The organism is Streptomyces sp. NPDC107528 (assembly GCF_055639295.1).
Genome location: NZ_JBVKAV010000008.1, coordinates 1 through 21234, shown reverse-complemented (window position 1 = coordinate 21234; position 21234 = coordinate 1). Strand labels below are relative to the sequence as shown.

Sequence of the window (21234 nt, the reverse complement as noted above, 5' to 3'; positions counted from 1 at the left end):
TCTTGTCCCGGCGGACGGATGCCGGGGGCAGCGCATCTTCGCACGCCATGTGTGGCTGTTGTGCAGGGGGATGCGTGCGTGATTCAAGGACGTTATGCGAACGTCACTGGACCACGGTCGACCAGTCCGGGGACTGGGCCGGATCGAGGGTGCGCAGGCGCTCCAGCGTCGCCGGCTTCTGCACGTCCATCCAGTCGGCGAGCTCCTTGAAGGACACGCACTTGACGTCCTTCTTGGTGCACACCTCCTCGATGATCCGGTCGACGGCCCGCATGTAGATGCCGCCGTTCCAGTCCTCGAAGTGGTTGCCGATGAACAGGGGCGCCCGGCTGCCGTAGTACACGCGGTTGAAGCCCGCCAGGTAGGTGCCGACGGTCTCCTCCTCCCACTGGGGGTACCGGGCCGGGTCGCCCTCGGTCTCGCCGTCGGACTGGTTGTAGAGGAAGTTGAAGTCCATGGAGAGGCCCTGGTACTTGCCCCCCTCGTAAGGGAGCATCTGGAGCGGGAAGTCCCACATGCCGTTCTTCTTGGTCGGCCATATCTGGAAGTCGCCGGCGGAGCTGGCGTCGTAGCGGTAGCCGTAGTCCTTGGCGGCCTCCAGCAGGTTCTTCTGGCCCTCCAGGCACGGGGCGCGCCCGCCGGTGATCGCCTTGGAGACGTCGAACGGCAGCGGGGGGAGATCCGTGGCGCCGGTGTTGGTCTTCCACTTCGACACGAACGAGTTGAACTGGTCGATCTCGCTCTTCCACTCCTCGACGCTCCAGTCGCCGCCGCCCTTCTCGCCGCAGAAGTGGCCGTTGAAGTGGGTGCCGATCTCGTTGCCGTCCTGCCACGCCTTGCCGAGCTGCTCCACCGTGGTGAGGATGTGCTCGTCCGTGGGGTAGCTGATCGCCGCGGCTCCCCTGTCGTGCTGGGGCGGGTCGTACAGCGCCTTCTTGTCCTTCGGCAGCAGGTAGATGCCCGTGAGGAAGAACGTCATATGGGCGTCGTACTTCTTCGCCACCTCGCGGTAGTGGGAGAAGAGCTCGTCGTCGCCCTCCAGCGCGCCGTCCCAGGAGAAGACGACGAACTGCGGCGGCTTCTGTCCGGGCTTGAGCGGCACCGGCTTCAACTGGCCCTTCTGCGGACCGGTGTAGGAAGTGGAGCCGTCCCCCAGGATCTTGGTCCTGCCGTCCCACTGCGGTTCCTCGGCGCCCGCCCCGCCCGCCTTGTGCTGTCCCCCGGACGACGCGGTCGGCTCGGTGTTCCCCGTGCGGTTCAGCACCAGGTAGCCCGCCGTCAGCGAGGCGACGACGAGGAGCGCCGCCAGGGCCAGGAACCCCGGACGGCGTGCGGCGGCGGTGCGGCGCGCTGCCCGGGCCTTGCGGCGACGCCCAGACGGTGGCTTCATGTGCGGCTCATTCTCCTGACGGTTGGACTGCGGTACCGGGGGTCGGTGGTCAGCCGAGGGGGCTCATGGCACCGGACCAGATGCCGTAGGGGACGCTGTCGTCGGCGGTGCCGGCGAGGCCCTTCAGCGGCAGTGGTTCGAGGCTCTTGGCGAGGTCGATGCGGTAGACGACGACCGCCGTGGAGACGGACTTGTGGGTGCCGACGTACCAGGAGGCGGTGTCCTTGGGTGTCGTCCCGGCCTTCCCGGCCACCTGCGCGGTGGCGGGCGCCGCGTCGGGGTGGGCGGTCCGGAAGGCGTCCGTGAGCGCGGAGGTGACCTCCTCGGCCACGTCGGCGCCGACCGCCCGGCGCGGGTCCGGCAGGTCCAGGGAGATCTTGTCGCCGTTGTGGGTGATCCGCCGCACCGAGTACGGCTCGGTGTGCTTGCCGGCCGCGGCGAACGTGGAGTAGCCGCTGGCCATGCGGATGGCGCTGGGCGTCGAGCTGCCCATGGACAGCGTCGGCACCTGGGCCCCGATGCTGGAGCTCAGCAGACCCGCGGCCTCGGCGGTGGAGCGCACCTTGTCCAGGCCGGTGTCCATGCCGAGTTGCATGAACGGCGTGTTCACCGACAGCGCCATCGCCCGGTGCAGGGAGATCTGCCCGTACGACTTGTTGCCGTCGTTGCTGGCGGCCACCTTGCGGCCGCTGCGGTCCCAGTACGGCCCCTCCGGCGTGGTCACGGGCACGTCGTCGTCGCCGTCGTAGACGGACTCCCCGGTGACGGCGGTCGCCTCCCCGTCGCGGGTCTTGCGGACACCGTGTTCCAGACCGGCCGCGTACACGAACGGAGTGAAGGCGGAACCGGCCGGGACGGTGGTGGCGTTGGACTCGTTGTAGCCCTGCTTACGGTGGTCGGGGCCGCCGTGGACGGCGAGGATCCGGCCGTCGCCGGCCACCGACGCCGCGCCGTAGTGCACGCTCTTCGCGGCCTTCGGGTCGTCCTTCTGAGCCTTCTTGCGCGCCTTCGTGACGGCCTCGGTGAGCTGGTCCTCCCGTCTCTTGTCGAAGGTCGTGTAGATCTGGTAGCCGCCGAGGTCGTAGTCCTTGTCGGAGATCTGGGCGGCCTTCTTGGCGTACTGGGAGGCGAGTTCGACGAGGTAGTCGCTCTGCTCACCGGTGTCGTACAGCGGGTTGCGTTTCAGCGGCTCGGGGAACTTCTTGTAGGTGTCCCGCTCGGCCTGCGAGAGCTTGCCTATCTGGACCATCCGGTCGAGCGTCCAGGACCAGCGCTCCACGGCCCGCGCGCGGTTGGCGCTGCTCAGGGTCGGGTCGTACAGGCCGGCGCCCTTGAGCAGGGCGGCCAGGAACGCGGCCTCGCTGGCGTTGAGCTCGCTGACGTCCTTGCCGTAGTAGGCCTGGGATGCGCGCTGGATGCCGTAGGTGCCCCGGCCGAACCAGCTGGTGTTCAGATAGCTCTCGAGGATCTCGTCCTTGCTCATCCGGTTGTCGAGCTTGAGGGCGATCATCGCCTCGCTGACCTTGCGGCGCAGCGTCTGGTCCTGGTTCAGGTAGACGTTCTTGACGTACTGCTGGGTGATGGTCGAGCCGCCCTGGGTGTCGCCCTGGCCCAGCGTGCGGAACAGGGCGCGGGTGATGCCCTGGACGGAGATGCCCGGGTCGCTGTAGAAGCTCGCGTTCTCCGCGGCGAGGACGGCCCAGCGGACGTCGTCGGGGATGTCCTTCAGCGGCATCGCCTGCCGCTGCACCCAGCCGGTACGGGCCATGGGCGTCCCGTCGGCCCAGAAGTACACGTTGTCCTGCTGGGTGGCGTACGAGTTGAGGTTGTCCGGGATGTCGGTGGCCGCGTAGGCGACGGCGAGGAGGAGCCCGCTGAGGCCCACGCCGGCGAGTGCGCCGCCGAGCCACTGCCGCCAGGAGGGCAGCCACCGGCGCCACCCGGTGCGTCCGGGCCGGGGGTACTGCGGCCGCATCCGGCGGGCGTAGGGCGCGAGGCGGTCGGCCAGGGGGGCGAGGCGGGCGACGTGGGGGGCGAGGAAGGCCAGCACGGGCGCCAGGTGAAGAGCGGCGACGAGGCGGGGGCCCAGGGGCGGGCTGGGGGCTTTGCGGCGGTTGCGGTTTCTGTGGCGATGCTGCTGGTCGGGCGTGTCATCGCCGGGTATTCGCTGCGATGAGTCCGCCACCGCGGAACGGGATATTTCGGATATCGCCGATTCGCTTTCGGCATCGGATATGCGCTGGGACGGCACACGCAACTGAACGGTCTGGTCCACCGGAAACAAACCGGACACCTTCAGCTGCATGGTGGCGTCCCGCTCTTGAGGCTCCTCCCGCTCCTCCCCGCTCCCCCTCGGCGCCACGACCTCCCCCTCGCATTCGGTATATGCCGACCTCACAGTCCAGCGCGCCTACAAATTACCAGCGCCCTTCACAATCTCTCCACGGAGGAAAGTGTTATGTGACTCAGCACATTGGCGAATAAGGGACATTTGGCGTACAGGTGATGGCGCTCACGTCGGGCCGTTAGACGCTCACGTCGGGCCGTTAGTTGCATACACCCAGGATGTGGAGTCCGCGTCCGAGACCCATCCATCGGCGGGCGGCTCCAGCCAACCCTCTTCGGCCGCGAGCCGGGCCGCGGCGTGTCGCAGAGCGTCGAACGCGGGGTGCGCGAGGCCCTTTCGCCACACCAGCGACACCGGCGACAGGGGCACGGGGTCGGTCAGGGGGCGCAGCACGGTCCCGGGCATGGCCGGGAAGCCGACCACGGCGAGGACGGGGTGGCGCAGCTTGGCCATGATCCGCTGGAACTCCTCGTCACCGACGGCGAGCGGCGCGGGCGGAGCGACCCCGATGCCCCGCCCGTCGAAGAGCCGGTGCGCGAGGTCGGTCCACTCCGGGGTACGGGGGTTGCCGGCGCCGGCGTACACGGTCTCGCCGGCCAGCGCGGCCAGCGGCACCCGCTCCAGGGCGGCCAGCGGGTGGTCCTCGGGCAGCACGATCGCCATCGGCTCGTAGCGGACCGGCTGATGGTCGAGGCCGGCCCGCAGCGCCGGGTCCAGTCCCGCGAACCGTCCGAAGGACGCGTCCAGCCGCCCCGCGACCAGCTCCGCGGCGGCACCCGTCAGGCCGCTCTCGTAGCGGGCCATCAGCTCGTGCTCGGGGGCGAGTTCGCGGGCCCGGTGCAGGACCCGGCGGCCGGTGACCAGGCCCGGCGAGTTCAGGTCCACCAGCAGGGGCCGCGCCTGGCCGAAGGCGGCGAGCAGGTCGTCCTGGGCCTGGAGGGCACGGCGGGCGTACGGCACCAGTCGCTCGCCGTCGGCCGTCAGCGTGACGTGCCGGGTCGTCCGCACGAACAGCTCGGCGCCCAACTCCCGCTCCAGCCGCCGTACGTCCCGGCTCAGCGCCTGCTGGGCGACGTACAGGCGGGCCGCGGCACGCGTGAAGTGCAGCTCGTCCGCCACGGCGAGGAAAGCGCGCAGGAGGCGGGGGTCGAGGTGGGCGGGGGCGGCAGCGGGCATGCGGGGGAATTTACAGCTCGCGCGTCTCTCACAACACAGGTGCGTGAATCCGTGCCGAACAGGTGTTGGACCCCTTGATCCACTGCGGGCGACGGTGGGGCCATGCCGCAATCGCCGTCCACGAACGCCCCCACCCCCTCCGCCGGTCACACCTCCCGCCCGTACCGCCGGCTCTTCGCCCACCCCGGCACCCGCGCCTTCACCCTCGCGAACCTGGCCGCCCGCCTCCCCATGGGCATGTTCAGCGTGAGCGCGGTCGTGATGATCGCCGGCACCCGGGGCTCGTACGCCCTCGCCGGCGCCGTCACCGCGACCGGCCTCGCGGCGACCGCGCTGGTCGCCCCCTGGACGGCGCGGCTCGTCGACCGGTACGGCCAGGCCCGGGTCGCCGTACCCGCCACGCTCTGCGCGGCGCTGGGCAGCCTCGCGCTGCTGCTGTGCGTGCGCTACGACGCCCCCGCCTGGACCCTCTTCGCCGCGTACGCCGCCACCGCGACGACCCCCAACACCGGCGGCATGTCCCGCGCCCGCTGGGCCCACCTGCTCAAGGGCGACCCCGAGGCCCTGCACACCGCGAACTCCTTCGAGCAAGCAGCGGACGAGCTGTGCTTCATGCTGGGCCCGGTGCTCGCGGCCTTCCTGTGCGGGACGTTCTTCCCGGAGGCGGGGACGCTCGTCGGGGTGGTGCTCCTGGTGACGGGCGTGCTGGCGTTCGCGGCCCAGCGGTCGACGGAACCGCCGCCCTGGGCCCCCGCCGCCGGGGCGGCCGGCACCTCGCTGTTCCGCGCGCCGGGGATGCCCCCGCTGCTGGCCGTCTGCCTAGCCATGGGCGCGGTGTTCGGGTCGACGGAGGTCGTCACGATCGCGTTCGCGGACGCCCACGGCCACCGGGCCGCGGCGGGTGCGGTGCTCGCGCTCCAGGCGGCCGGTTCCGGTGCTGCGGGTCTGCTGTACGGGCGGCTGCGGCTCTCCGGTCCCGCCGAGTACCGCTATGTGTGGTGCATAGCCGCGATGACCGCGCTGCTGACGCTGCCCCTGCTGGCCGCGTCCCTCATCGGCTCGCTCCCGCTGCTGTGCCTCGCGCTGCTGTTCGCCGGCATGGCCACGGCTCCGACCATGATCACCAACATGGCCCTGGTCCAGCAGCGCACCCCGGACGGCCGGCTCAACGAGGGCATGACCCTCGCGGTGACCGCCCTGCTCGGCGGCATCGCGTGCGGCAGCGCGACCGGCGGCTGGCTGGCGGAGCGCCTCTCCCCCGCGGCGGCCTACGGCGTGCCGGTCACGGCGGCGGCCGCGGCACTGCTCATCGCCCTCGCGACAGGGGCCGTCGGCTCGGCGCGCGGTCGCGTGAACAGTGGGTGATCGTGCTGCCGGGTGGGGGGCCGTTGTGCTGTACTTGGGTGCAGAAGGGCCCTCGCCCGGCCGTGTGGACGGACGGTGGCCCGAGCTCAGCAGGAGCCTGTCGGATGTCCCCAAGCCGTGTGGGGATATCCGGCTACTTGCTGCACCACCAATGAAAGCGGGCCCCGCCCGAAGCGCGAACTTCGAGCGAGGCCCCGGCTCAGCGGGAGCCTGTCGGATGTCCCCAGGACCGATGGGGATATCCGGCTACCTGCTGCACCACCAGAGCAGCCACCTCCTCGCGTGCCTCGCCGCTCGTTCCGGCAGAAGCCGGATCAGCCGCATGACGAAAGTCAGTTTCTGCTCCTCGTGACCGCCCATCCGGGGGCGTCCTCCCTTCGACGTGAGGCGGCCGGCCACGGTCCCGGAGCCGCTCTCGTCGGGCCGGGCCCCGACGAGGTGGGGCCCGGAATGAAGGGAGGACGCACCCATCGGGTGCGTCACGGGGACAACAATACCGGCTACGGCGTGCTGTCGTGCGACAACGGACAGCGACGGAAGGCCAGTTGATGGCTCAGCCGTGCCAGGCCCGCGGGCATGCGTAGGTGCGCAGGCGCTCCGGGCGGGTCCAGTGGGCCGTGGTGGGGCGTTGCGGGGCGGGGGCGTGGGTGGCGTCCGGGGTGGTCAGACGCAGGGTCAGGACGGCTGTGAACGCCGCGAGTTCCTCGGGACTCGGCTCGCCGCGCAGGACCTTGAAGGACGTGGCGGCGAGCAGGTCGGAGGCGGACGGACGCGTGGCCGGGGTCCGGGGCGTGGTCATGTGGGCTCCTACTGGGGCGGGTTGCCGTGCTTGCGGGTGGGCAGGGCCGCGGACTTGGTGGCGAGCATCGCCACGGCACGGCTGAGGATCAGCCGGGTCTCGCGGGGGTCGATCACGTCGTCGACGAGGCCGCGCTCGGCCGCGTAGTAGGGGTGGACGAGTTCGTCCTTGTACTCCGCGATCTTCTGGCGGCGCATCGCCTCGGGATCGTCGGCGGCCGCGATCTCCCGGCGGAACACGACGTTCGCCGCGCCCTCCGCGCCCATCACGGCGATCTCGTTGGTGGGCCAGGCCAGGGCGACGTCGGCGCCGATGGAACGGGAGTCCATGACGATGTAGGCACCGCCGTAGGCCTTGCGCAGGACGACCGAGACGCGGGGCACGGTGGCGTTGCAGTACGCGTACAGGAGCTTCGCCCCGCGGCGGATGATGCCCTCGTGCTCCTGGTCGACGCCGGGCAGGAAGCCGGGCACGTCCACCAGGGTGATCAGCGGGACGTTGAACGCGTCGCAGAACTGCACGAACCGCGCGCCCTTCTCGCTCGCCCGGATGTCGAGCACGCCGGCCATGGAGGCGGGCTGGTTGGCGACGATGCCCACGACGTGGCCGTCGAGGCGGGCCAGCGCGCAGACGATGTTGGTGGCGAAGGCGGCGTGGATTTCCAAGTAGTCGCCGTCGTCGACGAGTTCCTCGATCACCTTGCGGATGTCGTAGGAGCGGTTGCCGTCCTCGGGGACCAGGTCGAGCAGCGCGTCGCCGGGACGGTCCGCGGGGTCGTCGGTCGGGTGGGCGGGCGGCAGTTCGCGGTTGTTGGAGGGGAGCAGCGACAGGAGGTAGCGGACCTCTTCGAGGCAGCTGCGCTCGTCGTCGTAGACGAAGTGGGCGACTCCGGAGATGCCGCCGTGCACGTCGGCGCCGCCCAGGCCGTTCTGGGTGATCTCCTCGCCGGTCACCGCCTTGACCACGTCCGGGCCGGTGATGAACATCTGGGAGATGTCGCGTACGGCGAAGACGAAGTCGGTCAGGGCGGGTGAGTAGGCCGCGCCGCCCGCGCACGGGCCGAGCATGACGCTGATCTGCGGGATGACGCCGGACGCCTTGGTGTTGCGCTGGAAGATGCCGCCGTAGCCGGCGAGCGCGGAGACGCCCTCCTGGATGCGGGCGCCCGCGCCGTCGTTGAGGGAGACCAGGGGTGCGCCCGCCGCGATGGCCATGTCCATCAGCTTGTGGATCTTCTGGGCGTGGGCCTCGCCGAGGGCGCCGCCGAAGATGCGGAAGTCATGGGCGTAGACGAAGACCGTGCGACCCTCCACCGTGCCCCAGCCGGTGACGACGCCGTCGGTGTACGGCCGCTTCGCCTCCAGGCCGAAACCCTGGGCGCGGTGTCGGCGCAGGGCCTCGACCTCGGTGAACGAGCCGGGGTCGAGGAGGAGTTCGATGCGTTCGCGGGCGGTCAGCTTGCCCTTGGCGTGCTGGCGTTCGGTGGCCTTGGGGTCGGGGCCGTTGCGGGCGCTTTCCTTGATGGTCCGCAGTTCCGTGAGCCGGTCCGCCTCGATGGTGTCCGGGGCGGGGTCGAGCACGGGAGCTTCGGGAGCTCGGGGTTCGGTGACGGTTACGGTCATGATGCCTGGGCCCTTTCCTTCCTGTTCCTGGTGTCGATGAGGGCGTGCGTCCGGACGGCGGAGGGGTCGTGGGCGCGCAGTACCGTGCGCAGGGCCGGCTGGACGGCGGAGATCAGCAGGCCGGCGTCCCGGGTGTGGAGCCACTCGGCGGGCACCGGGTGCAGGGCGGTCCGCCAGTCCTTGTCGCCGGCCAGAGCGGCGGCGCCGACATGGCCGTCGCACAGGGGCATGTTGCGCACCGTCCAGCCGGTCGGGCGCCAGGACTCGGCGGCCTCGCCGAGGTAGTCGAGGTCGGCCGCACGGGCGAGGCCGGTGCCGAGGCCCTTCAGATACGCCTCCTTGCGGGACCACAGCCGTGCGAAGGCCGTCTGGCGCCGGTCGGCGGGGAGCCGGGTGATCTCCTGCCGCTCGGCCGGGTGCAGCAGGGGCAGACAGGCGTCGACGGTCTCCGGCGACGGCAGCGCCTGGACGTCGACGCCGACGCGAGTGCGGGCGACCGCGACCAGAGCCAGGCCGTGGCTGTGCGAGAGCGAGAACTCGGGGGCGCCCGGCAGATCGACCAGGACCGGCCGGCCATGCCGTTCCCCGCACTCCTCGCACCACTCCCGGCCGAGGGGCAGGCTCCGGGGTGCTACGCCGGTGTAGACCGACAGGACCCGGCGCAGGCCCACGTGGGCGGCGACGTACATCTGCCGGTCGCTCTGCCTGCGGTAGGCGGCGGCGCGGCGCCGCTCGTCCTCGTCGAGTTCGCCGACCGGTAGGTCGCGCGGCGAGGTGGGGGGCGGCAGCAGCCAGACGTGCAGGTCCGACGGGCCCAACTCCCGGGTGCCGCGGGGGGTGTTCGGCGTGTTCGGTATGTGAGGGAGGTTCATGGGCGGCTCCCGGTGCCGGGCGTGGGTTCGGATGCGGGTTCGGATGTGGGGTCGGTTTCGGGGTCCGCCGGGCGGGGGTGCGGGTGTTCCTGGGGCCGGTCGGCCTGGGTGGTGGCCGCGGCTCGTGTGTCGCTGCGGTCGGCCACCGCCGCGACGAGGGCGGCCGTCAGGGAGAGCAAGCCGCCCGCCCACAGCGCGGAACGGGTGCCGAGGTGCGAGGTGACGGCGCCGACGAACAGGGCGCCGAGCGGGGCGCTGCCCTGCAGGATCAGGGTGTAGAGGGCCATGACGCGGCCCCGGTAGGCGGCGTCGCTGCCCAGCTGGACGCGGTGGTTGGCGGCCTGTGCGAAGTACAGGGACGCGAAGCCGGTCGGTACCAGCAGGACCAGCGCCGTCGCCAGGTTCGGCGCCCAGCCGGTGGCCGCCGCGAGGACGCCGAAGGCGCAGGCCCAGCCGATGACCAGGCGGGCCCGCGGGCGGCCCCGGCGCAGGGTGCCGGTGAAGGCGGCCAGCAGCGATCCGGCGGCGAGCGCCGCGGTGAGCAGACCGAAGGCGGCGGCGTCGGTGTGGAAGACGGTACGGGCCATGAGCGGCAGGGTCAGCTGGAGGTTCAGGCCGAACAGCGACACCGCCGCGAGCAGGGCCAGCGTCGCCACCAGGTCGGGCCGGGACCGCAGATGGGCCAGTCCTTCGGTGACCCGGGCCTGGCCCGCGGCCGGGCGGGGCGGTCGGTGCAGTTCCCCGGGCCGCATGGCGCGCAGCCCGGCCACGGTCGCCGCATAGCTCGCCGCGTTGAGCAGCATCACGGTGCCGGTGCCGGCGGCCTCGATCAGCAGCCCGGCCAGGGACGGGCCCAGCACCCGCGCGATGTTGAAGTAGGCGCCGCTGAGCGCGGACGCGTTGGGCACCAGGTCGGGTCCCACCAGCTCGGCGATGAAGGACAGCCGGGTTGGGACCTCCACGGCGTTGGCGACACCGAGGGCGAGTGCGAAGACGTAGACGTGCCACAGCTCGGCGGCGCCGCCGGTGACCAGCAGGCCGAGCAGCAGCGCCAGCACACCGGAGACGACGTTGGCGCCCGTCAGCAGGGCCCGCTTGTCGTACCGGTCGGCGATACGGCCGCCGTACAGCGTCAGCAGCAGCATCGGCGTGAACTGGAGCACGGTGACCGTGGCGAGGGCCGTGCCGGAGTCGCCGGTCAGTTCGAGCACGAGCCAGTCCTGGGCGACGACCATCATCCAGGTGCCGGTGGCGGACGCGATCTGACCGCCGGCGAAGAGACGGAAATTGCGTACGGTCAGGGAGCGCAGGCTGGTGGCCAGGAGTCGGCGGGGCGGTCGTCGGGACTTGCGCAGTGCTGTGCGACGAGGATTGCTTGGTGTCCTGGCCGGGGTCATGGACCGTCCCGCTCCGGCATGCCTTCCTCGAAGTACAGGCACTCCTCGAAGAAGGCGAGCGCGCGCAGGTGGTAGGCGCGGGCCGTCAGGCCCAGGCTGATGTTGTGCCCGGCGTCCGGCTGCCGGTCGACGACCACGCGCGGCGCGGCGCTCAGCCTCGCCCGCAGGTCGTCGAGGGCGTCGGTGTCGTGCCGCCACCACAGTTCGTGCTCGGCGAAGGTCATGCGTACGGGGACGCGCACGCGCGGGGCGAGCGCGTCGAAGACGTCCGGCCAGTCCGAGGCGGCCCGCAGCTCCAGTTCGGGGATGGGCTTCACGAAGGCGGCGCTGCGCTTGAAGGTGGCGGGCGGATAGAGGCCGAGCCGGCCCCAGTTGTGCTTCCAGCGGGCCCGGTCGGGGCCGGTCAGCAGTTCCGCGGAGCGCGGGGCGTAGCGGTGGCCGCAGCCGGAGATGTCCAGGCCCAGCAGTTCGGCGGGCGGGGCGTCGGCGGCCAGGGTGAGGGCGAGTTTGCCACCGAAGGAGTGCGCGAGCAGGAACGTACCGATGCCGATGTCGTACTCGGCGTCGAAGTGGTCGAGCGCGGCCCGCAGAACGCGGGCCTGCCCGGCGAGGTCCAGGCCTTCGGGGAGCCCGGCGGCGGAGTCGCCGTAGCCGGGCCGGTCGACGGCGAGGACCGCGTACCCCAGATGCGCTCCCAACGCGCACAGGGAGGCGTCCGGTTGGGCCCCGCCGTCGAAGTACCCCGCGCTCATCCCGGCCCCGTGCAGCGCGACCACGGTGGCACGCGGCGGCGTGCTCTCGGGTGCGCTCAGCAGGGCCGACAGGGTGTACCCGGCGGCATCGAGCGTGATCCGCCGCACGCGCGGGCCGACCGACAGGGACGTGACCATCGTGCTACGCCACCTCCGGGGTGCCGAACCAGTGGTGCAGGGCGATGACGAGGGCCTCGATACCGGTCGGGTCGTCCGCGAACGGCCAGCCGGCCTCGGGCGTCGTGGCCTCGGCCCCGCGGGGGGTGCCGGGGACGGGGCTGTCGGCAGCCGTGGGGCTGGGGATACGGCCGTCGGCGGGCGAAGGAACGGGGCCGGGAGCTCCGGCGGGCGAGCGAACGGGACGGGGAGCTCCGGGGGCCATGGGACCGGAGGCCGGCGGGCCGGAGGGCACGGCGCCGGAGGCGGGCGCGGAGACAGCGGAGACAGGCGTGTCCGCCGCCGGCGGGCCGGAGACACGGCCGTCGGCCGTCGTGGGGCCGGAGGCGGGGGCGGCGGTGGTGGTCGGTAGGCGCCGGGTGGAGGCTGTGGTGCTCTCGCCGACGGCCGCCCAGGCCACATGGCCGTCGGGGCGGACCAGCAGGGCCGTCGCGCCGGCGAAGACGCCGAAGTGTTCGGGGGTGGCCGTGACGACGGTGACCCGGTCGGCCCAGGTGGCCGCGGCCTCGCGGACGGTGGCGTCGTCGGTCAGGTCGAGCAGGACACCGCGGGCCGGGTGCAGCAGGGCCGTCGTGGTGGTCGGGGTGCCGTCGGCCAGCTGGAGCGGGCGCGGGGGCAGGCGGCGGCCGACGAGGGGGTGGGTGCCGGGGCCGAGGTCGTAGGTGATGTCGAGGTGGCTGACGACACCGGCCAGTCGGCGGCGTACGTCCTCCAGCTCCATCAGCTCGCCGAACACCTTGCGCACCGGGTCGGCCTCGGCGCCGCCGAGGAAGATCATGCCCTGCGCGCGGGTGTTCATCAGCAGCCGGGCGCCGACGGGGTGCCGTTCGTCGTGGTAGCTGTCGATGAGGGCGTCCGGCTGCTCACCGCGGATCACCGCGGCCAGCTTCCAGCCGAGGTTGACCGCGTCCTGCACGCCCGTGCTGAGTCCCTGTCCCCCGGCCGGCAGATGGACGTGCGCGGCGTCCCCGGCGAGCAGCACCCGGCCCCTGCGGTAGGCGGAGACCTGGCGGGTGGCGTCCGTGAAGGAGCTGACCCAGTCGGCGCCGCCACCGGCCAGCGACTCGCCGGTGATGCGCTCCCAGGCGGCGGCGACCTCGTCGAACTCCACCTCCTCGGGGCGGTCCCCGGCCGGCGTGCCGTCCTCGCACACGATGATCCGGTCGACGCCCGGCGCCAGCGGCGCGGCCATCACCATGCCGTTGTCCAGCCGCTCCCCCAGGAAGCGGGGCCGGATCTCGCAGCCGGTGACGTCGGCCAGGTACATGCGGCGGGTGGCCGCGAGCCCGGGGAAGTCGAACCCGGCCGCCTTGCGCACGACGCTCTGCCCGCCGTCGCAGCCCACCAGGTACGCCCCGCGCAGCCGCTGCTCGCCCTCGGGCGTGACCGCCACGATCTCGATGCCGTCGCCGTCCTCGGCCAGCTTGGCGAGTTCCCAGCCGCGCCGGATGTCCGCGCCCAGTTCGCCGGCCCATTCCTCCAGGACGGCCTCCGTCTGCGACTGGGGGACGCCCCGGGCGCCGAAGTGGGCGTCCTCCAGGACGGTGTAGTCGAACTGCACGCCGCCGAAGTGGCCCATCGGGCTCTTCTCCAGCGCGCCGAACCGCGGCAGCAGCCCGCGCTGGTCGAACACCTCCATCGCGCGGGCGGTGAACCCCAGCCCCCGGGACTGCCCGGTGGGCCGTGCCAGCTTCTCCACGACGACGACCCGGGCGCCGCCCAGCCGTAGTTCCCCGGCCAGCATGAGGCCGGTCGGCCCCGCGCCGACGACGATCACGTCCGTCACATCCGTGTCCACAGCGCTTCCCTCTCTGAACCTGAATTGAGATGATTTCATCCGTATTGCCATGACTGTGGTGTCCGGTGTCGCGTCTCCCGGTCAGAGCCCGGGATCGGGCCGTCCGAACCAGTGGCGAATCGCCGCCGACGCCGCCCACGGGTCCTCCCCCGCCCAGGCGACATGGCCGTCGGGGCGGATCAGCAGCCCGTCGGCACCGTGCAGCGGTCCGGCCGCGTCCGGTCGTACCGCCACCTGAGTGACGCGGTCGGACCAGACCTTGCCGAGCCAGCGCAGTTCGGCCCGGGCGGAGTCGGCGACCAGCAGGAGTCCGCGTCCGTCGCGCAGGGACTCGGCGACGCCGACCGGGCCGTCCGGCGTCGGCAGCGTGCCGAGCGGGAGCCGGGCGCCGAGCAGGGGGTGGGTGCCGCCGCCCGTGGGGTACCGGATGTCGAGCCCGGTGATCATCGCCGCGAGGTGGTCCCGCGTGGGTCCCGCGGCGATGAGCTCGCCGAGCAGGGTGCGCGCCGGTTCCACCTCCGGCCCGCCGAGCAACAGCAGCGCCTGGGCCCGGATGTTGGCGAGCACTCGGCGCCCGACCTCGTGCCGTTCGTCGTGGTAGGTGTCGAGCAGCCCCGCCGGGACCCGGCCGCAGGCCACAGCGGCCAGCTTCCAGCCCAGGTTGGCCGCGTCCTGGAGGCCGAGGTTGAGCGCCTGGCCGCCGCTCGGCATCTGCCGGTGGGCGGCGTCCCCGGCGAACAGCACCCGCCCGTGCCGATACCGTTCCAGCTGCTGGTTGGCGTCACCGAAGGAGTTGAGCCACACCGGGCGTCCGCCGCTCAGGTCCTCGCCGGTGACGCTTCGCCATACGTCCACCACCTCGGCGAACTCCGGCGGTCCCGTCCGCGGCCGGGCCGGGCGGCCGAAGGCGTGCACCATCACCCGGGTGACACCGCCGGGCATCCGGGCCGCGATGGCCAGCCCGTGCTCCCGGCGCTCGAAACGCCGGTTCGGGATGTCGATCCCGGCGATGTCAGCGCGCAGCAGTTCCCGGCCCGCCGGGGTGCCGGGGAAGGCCGCCCCGGTCAGCCGCCGCACGGTGCTGTCCTCGCCGTCGCAGGCGACGACATACGCCGCCCGCAGCCGCCGTACGCCGTCCGGGGTGTCGGCCGTGACCTCCACGTACCCGTCCTCCTGGGCGAGTTCGCGCACCTCCCAGCCACGGCGGACGTCGGCGCCGAGGGCACCGGCCCAGCCCTGAAGCAGTTCCTCGGTCCTGGTCTGGGGCACCTTCCACTGGCCCGAGTACGGGCCGGGCATGGTCAGGTCCATCGGTACGCCGCCGAAGTGGCCGCGCGGCTCCCGCGGCGGGTCGCCGAGCGCGTCCAGGAGCCCGCGGCAGTCGAAGAGTTCCGCCGTGCGGGCGTGCAGCGTGGAGGCCCGGGACTCCGTGGTGGGGGTGCGCAGGCGTTCCAGTACGACCACGTCGGCGCCGCCGAGGCGGAGTTCTCCGGCGAGGAAGAGGCCGACGGGGCCCGCGCCGACCACGATGACCCGGGTGGCCGGGGAGGAGTCGTCGCCCGTGACCCGGGAGGCCTCGTCCGCCAGGGCGCGGGAGGTGTCGTCGGCCATGGTCAGCGGCTCTTCTCCGCGTGGTCCCTGGCGTGCCCCAGCGTGGCGCGGCTGTTGGTGCTCAGGGCGCCCTGGACGTACTCGCGGGCGTCCTCGACGGTCGCGTCGGGGCCGAGGATCCGCTCGATGTTGTCCGGGTTGAGCACGACCGTGTGCTGCGAGGTGGCGGCGACCCCGCGCGGGTACTCCTCGAACGTCCACAGGCCGGTGTGCAGCGTCATCAGGGCCGGCAGGGTGACCTGCTTGTAGGCGATCGCGCGGTGCGGGAACGTCACCCGGTACGACTTGGTGGTGTGCGTCGAGCCGTCCTTGGCCCTGGTGTCCATCTCCAGCACCTGGAGGCCGGGGGTGGGCTCCTCGAAGCCGACGCGGGCCACGTGCGGCAGCCGGTCCACCCAGAGGTGGGCCTCGTTGATGAAGTCGTACACGTCCTTGGCGGCGCCCTCGATGAGCACCGTGTCCTCGAAGGAGAAGGTCAGCTCGCGGGTGGCGTGGGCGCGCTCGACGTTCTCCTTCAGGGCGGCCAGCTCCGAGCGGGAGTTGCGGTCGACGGCCTCGTCGATCCAGGCGAGGCCCTCGGGGTCGTCGTCGACGGCTCGGTAGTCGTGCAGGAGCCGCACCAGGGAGTCGCCGCCCGGCAGTTCCTCGATCACCCAGGCGCCGCCCATCGCGGCGACCGGGGGCGCGGAGACCTCCTGGCGGAAGGTGATCCGGCGGTTCGCGGGGTCCAGGGTGCGGCGCGAGGTCCAGCTCTTGGGGGCGCCGTTGGCGGTGGCCCAGATGCGGATGCGCTCCTCGCGCGCGCCCTTTTCCAGGTGGTCCACGTAGATGGTGGGCGGGAAGATCCGGGGCCAGTTCTCCACCTCCGCGATCAGCCGGTAGACGGCGTCGGCGGGGGCCGAGACGGTGATCTCGTGCGCCACCTCGCGGGTTGTCTCTTCCGTCGTGGTCACGTCCTCGTCCTCATCTTCCTGTGTTGGTCCGGCAGTGCGGGTGTCGGCGCCGGCGCCGGCGTCTGGAGTGGGCGCCCTCGGGAGCCGGCGGGGATCAGAAGTTGCCCAGGCCGCCGCAGACGTTGATCGCCTGAGCGGTGACGGAGGCGGCGGTGTCGGAGGCGAGGTAGCCGACCATCCCGGCGACCTCCTCCGGCGTGGAGTAGCGGCCGAGCGGGATCTTGGCCTGGAACTTCTCGAGGATCGCGTCCTCGGTGGTGTCGTAGGCGGCGGCGTAGCCCTGACGGACGCGCTGGGCCATCGGGGTCTCGACGTAGCCCGGGCACACGGCGTTGACGGTGATGCCGGTCGGGGCGAGCTCGTTGCCGAGGGCCTTGGTGAAGCCGACGACGCCGTGCTTGGAGGCGGAGTAGGGGGCGCCGAGGACGACTCCCTGCTTGCCGGCGGTGGACGCGATGTTGATGATCCGGCCCCAGGTGCGGCCGCGCATGCCGCCGGTGTTGAGCACCTCGCGGGTCATCCGGAAGACGCTGTTGAGGTTGGTGTCGATGACGTCGTCCCACAGCTCGTCGGCGATGTCGGCGGTCACTCCGCCACCGCTGCGGCCGGCGTTGTTGACGAGGATGTCGACGGCGCCGAAGCGGTCGACGGCGGCCTGCACGAAGGCCTGGACTGCGTCCGCCGAACGGACGTCCACGGCGGCGCCGTCCGCCTCCAGCCCCTCCTCCTGGAGCTGCTTGACCGTCGCGGCCACGTTGTCGGCGTCACGCGCCCCGATGAACACGCGGTGCCCTGCGGCGCCCAGCTGCCGGGCCGCGGCCAGGCCTATGCCACTGGTGGCTCCGGTGATCAGCGCGACGCGCTGCGTCTGGTGCTGCGGCATGCTCTTTCAACTCCCTTGGGTGGAGGACTACGGGGGGTGTGGGGATGGGGGGTGGTGGGGGGACGGGTGGTGAGCCGCCGCCGGGTGAGTGGAGTGGGGATGCGCCGACGGCGGCGTGATCACGAAATGTCGGGTATAGCGAGGCGTCAGGCGGCAGCCTGAGTTCCGCCCCCCAGCTGGGTGTTGACCGCATCGATCAGGGCGCGGGGCGTGTTGCTCTCCGACAGGACGTCGTCGTCCAGGACGATCCCGTACTCCCGCTCGATCCGGCCGCCGGTCTCGAGCAGCGCCAGCGACTCGTAGCCGAGGTGCTCGAAGTCCGCGTCGAGGATGTCGCCGTCGAGATCGACACTCTCCTCGGCGCCGGCGCCCTCGATGAGGATGCGCTTGAGGTCGTCGAGGGTGAACTGCTGCGGTTCCACGTGGGGTTCCTTTCGGGTCGGTTCGTTCTTCGTGGTGTGGTGGTCAGGCGATTGCCCGTACGATCGCCGCCGAGTTGAAGCCGCCGTGACCGCGGGCCAGCACCAGGGCCGTCCGCAGGACCGCCTCGCGCGGCCGGTCGACCACCAGGTCGAGGGCGTAGTCGCCGGACGGGGTGACGTTCACCGTCGGCGGGATCACTCCGTCCCGGATGGCCAGGAACGCGGTGGCCAGGTCCAGGGGGGCCGCGCCCGAGTAGAGGCGGCCCGTCATCGTCTTGGGGGCGGTGACCGGGACGGAGCGGGGGCCGAAGACCGCCGTGATCGCCTCGGTCTCGATGCGGTCGAGCTCGGGGTCGGCCGCCGCGTCGGCGAAGACCACGTCCACCTGGTCGGCCCGCAACTCAGCGTCGTCCAGGGCGAGTTCGATCGCGCGGCGCAGGGCCGGCGGGCGTTCGGTGCCCGGTGCGGGGTCGAACGTCGCGGCGTACCCGGCGATCTCGCCGTAGATCCGCGCACCGCGCGACCGCGCCGACTCCTCGGACTCCATGACGAGCAGCGCACCGCCCTCGCCCGGCACGTACCCGTCGGCGGCCCCGTCGAAGGGCAGATACGCCTGGCTGGGTTCGTCGCGCGTGGTCAGTCGCTGCGCGGCGAGCTGGGCGACCCAGCCCCACGGACAGATGGAGGCGTCCACGGCGCCGGAGACCACGATCGGCGTGCCCTTACGGATCTGGCGGCGTGCCTGCGCCACCGCGTCCAGACCGCCGGCCTGGTCGCTGACGACGACGCTGCTCGGGCCCTTCATGCCGTGCCGGATCGAGATCTGGCCGCTGTTGACCGCGTAGAACCAGGCGAACGACTGGTACGCGCTGACGTACTGGCTGCCCCGGCTCCACAGCGCCTGCAGCTCGCCCTGGCCGAACTCGAAGCCGCCCGACGAGCTCGCCGTGACCACACCCATGTCGAACCCGGGCAGGTCCTGCGGCCGTATCCCCGCGTCCGCGAGCGCCCAGTCGGCGGCGACCAGTGCCAGCCGGGTCATCCGGTCGGTCTGGGGCAGCAGCCGGCTCGGCAGGTGCTCCTCGGCCGCGAAGCCGGGGATCTCACCGGCCAGCCGCGCCGGGTAGCTCGACGGGTCGAAGCGGGTGATCCGCCCGATGCCGCTCTTCCCGGCGAGCGTCGCCGCCCAGTAGTCCTGAACTCCCAGGCCGTTGGGGGCCGTGACACCGAGGCCCGTCACCACGACCGCGTTCATGCCATGCTCCTCTCGGGACGGGCGAGCACCATCGCGCTCTGGAAGCCGCCGAACCCACTGCCCACCGACAGCACCGCGTCGGTCAGCTGCTCGCGGGCGGTGAGCGGCACGTAGTCGAGGTCGCACTCCGGGTCGGGGGTGTGCAGGTTCGCCGTCGGCGGCACCACGTGGTGCTCCATCGCCAGCGCGGACGCGGCGATCTCGATCGACCCGATCGCGCCGAGCGAGTGCCCCACCATCGACTTGATGGAGCTCACGGGAGTGCGGTAGGCGTGCTCGCCGAGGCTCTTCTTGAAGGCGGCCGTCTCGTGCCGGTCGTTCTGCTTGGTGCCGGAGCCGTGGGCGTTGATGTAGTCGATCTGGTCCACGTTCATACGGGCCTCGTCCAGCGCCACCGTGATCGCCTCGGCCATCTCCGCGCCGTCCGGCCGCAGACCGGTCATGTGGTACGCGTTGCTGCGGGTGGCGTAGCCGGCGATCTCGGCGTAGATGTGCGCCCCGCGCCGCCGCGCGCTCTCCAGCTCCTCCAGGACGAACACCGCACAGCCCTCGCCGAGCACGAACCCGTTGCGAGTACCGTCGAACGGCCGCGAGGCCTGCTCGGGGTCCTCCCGGCGCGGGGTCGTCGCCTTGATGGCGTCGAAGCAGGCCATGGTGATCGGCGAGATCGGCGCGTCGGACGAACCGGCGATCATCACGTCGGCCGAGCCCTCACGGATCAGCTCTACGGCGTAGCCGACCGAGTCGATGCCGGAGGTGCAGCCGGTGGACACCACGGTGTTGGGGCCCTCCGCGCCCACCGTCCAGGCGACCTCGGCCGAGAAGGAACTCGGGACGAAGTAGTTGTAGAGGTGCGGTACGGCGTACTCGTGGTCGACCAGGTGCAGCCGGCCGCCGTCACTGACGATCCGGTACTCCTCGTCCAGCCCCATCGTGGCACCGACCGCGCTGCCGATGGTGACGCCCACCCGGTGCGGTTCGTGGGCGGCGAGGTCGATCCCGCTGTCGGCCACCGCGCCACGCGCCGCGACCACCGCGAACTGCGCGGCCCGGTCCATCCGGCGGACCTCCTGCGGGGTGAGCCCGTGCCGGTCCGGGTCGAAGTCCATCTCCGCGGCGACCTGCGAGCGGAACGGGCTCGGGTCGAAGAAGGTGATCCCGCGCGTCGCGGTGCGGCCCTCGCTGAGCAGGTTCCAGAAGCTGTCCTTGCCGACGCCTCCGGGCGCGAGGACCTCGATCCCGGTGATGACGACCCGCGCGGGACTGTCCCGACGGCCGCTCATCGGGAGGCCTCCCAGTTGTAGAAGCGCGTGGCCATGGCGTCGGCGGGGGAACGCCAGGTGGCCGGGTCGTAGGCCTCTATGTGGGGCTTCAGGTCCTCACTGATGCGCACGAAACGCTCGTCGGACTTGGCCTTCTCGATCAGCTCGCCACCGTTGTCCGCGTCGAAGTCCTGCAAGTGGAAGTAGAGACCTCGGTAGTGGAAGAGCTGGCGGCGTCGCGTACCCATCAGATGGGGCATCTCGGTCTCGTCGAACGCGCCGAACAACTTGGCGACATCGACCGCTGAGCCCGGTTCCATCCGAGCCACGATCAAGGTGCTGTGCATGAGCTCTCTCCTTGGAAATGGTGCGTGGGAAAGGGGGCACGGAACACGGAATGGGAAGTCGAGTTCCGTCAGTCGATGCCCCGGCAGATGTGCGGATGGTCGCTGTCGTTCTCGTCGTCCTCGCCGGCCAGGAGCCAGGCGGGCGCCTGGGGCACGGGCGCGTCGTGCCCGTCGTACGACTCGGAACCCGTCCTGGAAAAGGTCTCGGAACAGGTTGCGGAGTACGCCTTGGAATACGTCTTGGAATACTTCTCGGAATACGTCTCGGAGTACGTCTCGGAGTACATCTGGTCACACCTCCCTGGGACTTCCTCAGTCCTTGATCTCGCAGATGGCTGCGCCGGAGGTGAGGGAGGTGCCGACGAGGGCGGACAGGTCCTTGACGGTGCCGGACTTGTGGGCGTTGAGCGGCTGTTCCATCTTCATCGCTTCGAGTACGACGATCAGGTCGCCTTCCTCGACCTCCTGGCCTTCCTCGACGGCGACCTTGACGACGGTGCCCTGCATCGGGGAGGCGAGGGTGTCGCCGGAGGCGGCGGGGCCGGAGTTGCGTGCCGCCCGGCGCTTCGGCCTGGCACCGGCGGCCAGCCCGGTGCGGGCCAGGGTCATGCCGAGGGAAGCCGGCAGGGAGACCTCCAGGCGCCGGCCGCCCACCTCGACCACCACGGTGTCGCGGCCGGGTTCGTTCTCGGTGTCGGTGTCGACGGGGGTGGCGAAGGGCTTGATCTCGTTGACGAACTCGGTCTCGATCCAGCGGGTGTGGACCGTGAACGGGTCGCTGGAGCCGGTCAGTTCCGGCGCGAAGG

General features: G+C 71.8%; 18 protein-coding genes and 1 pseudogene. 1 reads left to right on the top strand and 18 read right to left on the bottom strand.

Features of this window, described 5'->3' with window-relative positions:
- Nucleotides 1-103 precede the first annotated feature (103 nt).
- The 3 genes from ACZ7L5_RS24935 to ACZ7L5_RS24925 all read right to left on the bottom strand — a co-directional run bounded on the left by ACZ7L5_RS24935 (nucleotide 104) and on the right by ACZ7L5_RS24925 (nucleotide 4913).
- On the bottom strand, nucleotides 104-1390 hold the full coding sequence (locus tag ACZ7L5_RS24935) for a polysaccharide deacetylase family protein (RefSeq protein WP_471518899.1): 1287 nt from the start codon (nucleotides 1388-1390) through the stop codon (nucleotides 104-106).
- A 49-nt stretch (nucleotides 1391-1439) separates the two neighbouring features.
- Nucleotides 1440-3695, bottom strand: coding sequence for a transglycosylase domain-containing protein (locus ACZ7L5_RS24930; protein WP_471519482.1), 2256 nt, complete (start codon nucleotides 3693-3695; stop codon nucleotides 1440-1442).
- A 228-nt stretch (nucleotides 3696-3923) separates the two neighbouring features.
- Nucleotides 3924-4913, bottom strand: a complete 990-nt coding sequence (locus ACZ7L5_RS24925) for a LysR family transcriptional regulator (protein WP_471518897.1) — start codon at nucleotides 4911-4913, stop codon at nucleotides 3924-3926.
- 102 nt (nucleotides 4914-5015) lie between these two features.
- Between ACZ7L5_RS24925 and ACZ7L5_RS24920 the strand changes: the two genes are divergently transcribed.
- Nucleotides 5016-6278, top strand: coding sequence for an MFS transporter (locus ACZ7L5_RS24920; RefSeq protein ID WP_471518895.1), 1263 nt, complete (start codon nucleotides 5016-5018; stop codon nucleotides 6276-6278).
- A 553-nt stretch (nucleotides 6279-6831) separates the two neighbouring features.
- On the opposite strand, the gene ACZ7L5_RS24915 is transcribed toward ACZ7L5_RS24920, so the two are convergent.
- From ACZ7L5_RS24915 to ACZ7L5_RS24845, 15 genes and pseudogenes are all read right to left on the bottom strand, one after another.
- The gene (locus ACZ7L5_RS24915) at nucleotides 6832-7077 is read right to left on the bottom strand and encodes an acyl-CoA carboxylase subunit epsilon (protein ID WP_471518893.1); all 246 of its coding nucleotides are present in this window, start codon (nucleotides 7075-7077) and stop codon (nucleotides 6832-6834) included.
- 8 nt (nucleotides 7078-7085) lie between these two features.
- Nucleotides 7086-8699 (bottom strand): acyl-CoA carboxylase subunit beta, encoded by a 1614-nt coding sequence (locus ACZ7L5_RS24910; protein WP_471518891.1) that lies wholly within the window; start codon nucleotides 8697-8699, stop codon nucleotides 7086-7088.
- Entirely contained in the window at nucleotides 8696-9571 is an 876-nt protein-coding gene (locus ACZ7L5_RS24905) for a 4'-phosphopantetheinyl transferase family protein (RefSeq protein WP_471518889.1), read from the bottom strand. The genes ACZ7L5_RS24910 and ACZ7L5_RS24905 overlap by 4 nt, the downstream gene beginning before the upstream one ends.
- Complete coding sequence (locus ACZ7L5_RS24900) at nucleotides 9568-10968, bottom strand: MFS transporter (protein ID WP_471518887.1); 1401 nt, start codon at nucleotides 10966-10968, stop codon at nucleotides 9568-9570. Before ACZ7L5_RS24900 ends, ACZ7L5_RS24905 begins: the two co-directional genes overlap by 4 nt.
- Complete coding sequence (locus tag ACZ7L5_RS24895; RefSeq protein ID WP_328881307.1) at nucleotides 10965-11858, bottom strand: alpha/beta fold hydrolase; 894 nt, start codon at nucleotides 11856-11858, stop codon at nucleotides 10965-10967. Before ACZ7L5_RS24895 ends, ACZ7L5_RS24900 begins: the two co-directional genes overlap by 4 nt.
- A gap of 391 nt (nucleotides 11859-12249) precedes the next feature.
- A pseudogene (locus ACZ7L5_RS24890) lies at nucleotides 12250-13734 on the bottom strand (FAD-dependent monooxygenase); the annotation flags it as partial.
- Nucleotides 13735-13776: 42 nt separating this feature from the next.
- Nucleotides 13777-15306: an FAD-dependent monooxygenase gene (locus tag ACZ7L5_RS24885; RefSeq protein ID WP_471518885.1), complete on the bottom strand. Its 1530-nt coding sequence runs from the start codon at nucleotides 15304-15306 to the stop codon at nucleotides 13777-13779.
- Between the two features lie 2 nt (nucleotides 15307-15308).
- On the bottom strand, nucleotides 15309-16259 hold the full coding sequence (locus ACZ7L5_RS24880; protein WP_471518883.1) for an aromatase/cyclase: 951 nt from the start codon (nucleotides 16257-16259) through the stop codon (nucleotides 15309-15311).
- Between the two features lie 94 nt (nucleotides 16260-16353).
- Nucleotides 16354-17142: a 3-oxoacyl-ACP reductase FabG gene (fabG, locus tag ACZ7L5_RS24875; RefSeq protein ID WP_328881304.1), complete on the bottom strand. Its 789-nt coding sequence runs from the start codon at nucleotides 17140-17142 to the stop codon at nucleotides 16354-16356.
- Between the two features lie 146 nt (nucleotides 17143-17288).
- The gene (locus ACZ7L5_RS24870) at nucleotides 17289-17564 is read right to left on the bottom strand and encodes an acyl carrier protein (RefSeq protein WP_328881303.1); all 276 of its coding nucleotides are present in this window, start codon (nucleotides 17562-17564) and stop codon (nucleotides 17289-17291) included.
- A gap of 43 nt (nucleotides 17565-17607) precedes the next feature.
- The gene (locus ACZ7L5_RS24865; protein ID WP_471518881.1) at nucleotides 17608-18819 is read right to left on the bottom strand and encodes a ketosynthase chain-length factor; all 1212 of its coding nucleotides are present in this window, start codon (nucleotides 18817-18819) and stop codon (nucleotides 17608-17610) included.
- A complete protein-coding gene (locus ACZ7L5_RS24860) occupies nucleotides 18816-20102 on the bottom strand; it encodes a beta-ketoacyl-[acyl-carrier-protein] synthase family protein (protein WP_328881301.1) in 1287 nt (428 codons plus the stop codon). The genes ACZ7L5_RS24865 and ACZ7L5_RS24860 overlap by 4 nt, the downstream gene beginning before the upstream one ends.
- Nucleotides 20099-20428: a TcmI family type II polyketide cyclase gene (locus ACZ7L5_RS24855; protein ID WP_328881300.1), complete on the bottom strand. Its 330-nt coding sequence runs from the start codon at nucleotides 20426-20428 to the stop codon at nucleotides 20099-20101. Before ACZ7L5_RS24855 ends, ACZ7L5_RS24860 begins: the two co-directional genes overlap by 4 nt.
- 68 nt (nucleotides 20429-20496) lie before the next feature.
- Nucleotides 20497-20715, bottom strand: coding sequence for a hypothetical protein (locus ACZ7L5_RS24850; protein WP_471518878.1), 219 nt, complete (start codon nucleotides 20713-20715; stop codon nucleotides 20497-20499).
- 25 nt (nucleotides 20716-20740) lie between these two features.
- On the bottom strand, nucleotides 20741-21234 hold a 494-nt coding region (locus ACZ7L5_RS24845), incomplete at its 5' end, for a biotin/lipoyl-containing protein (protein WP_471518876.1).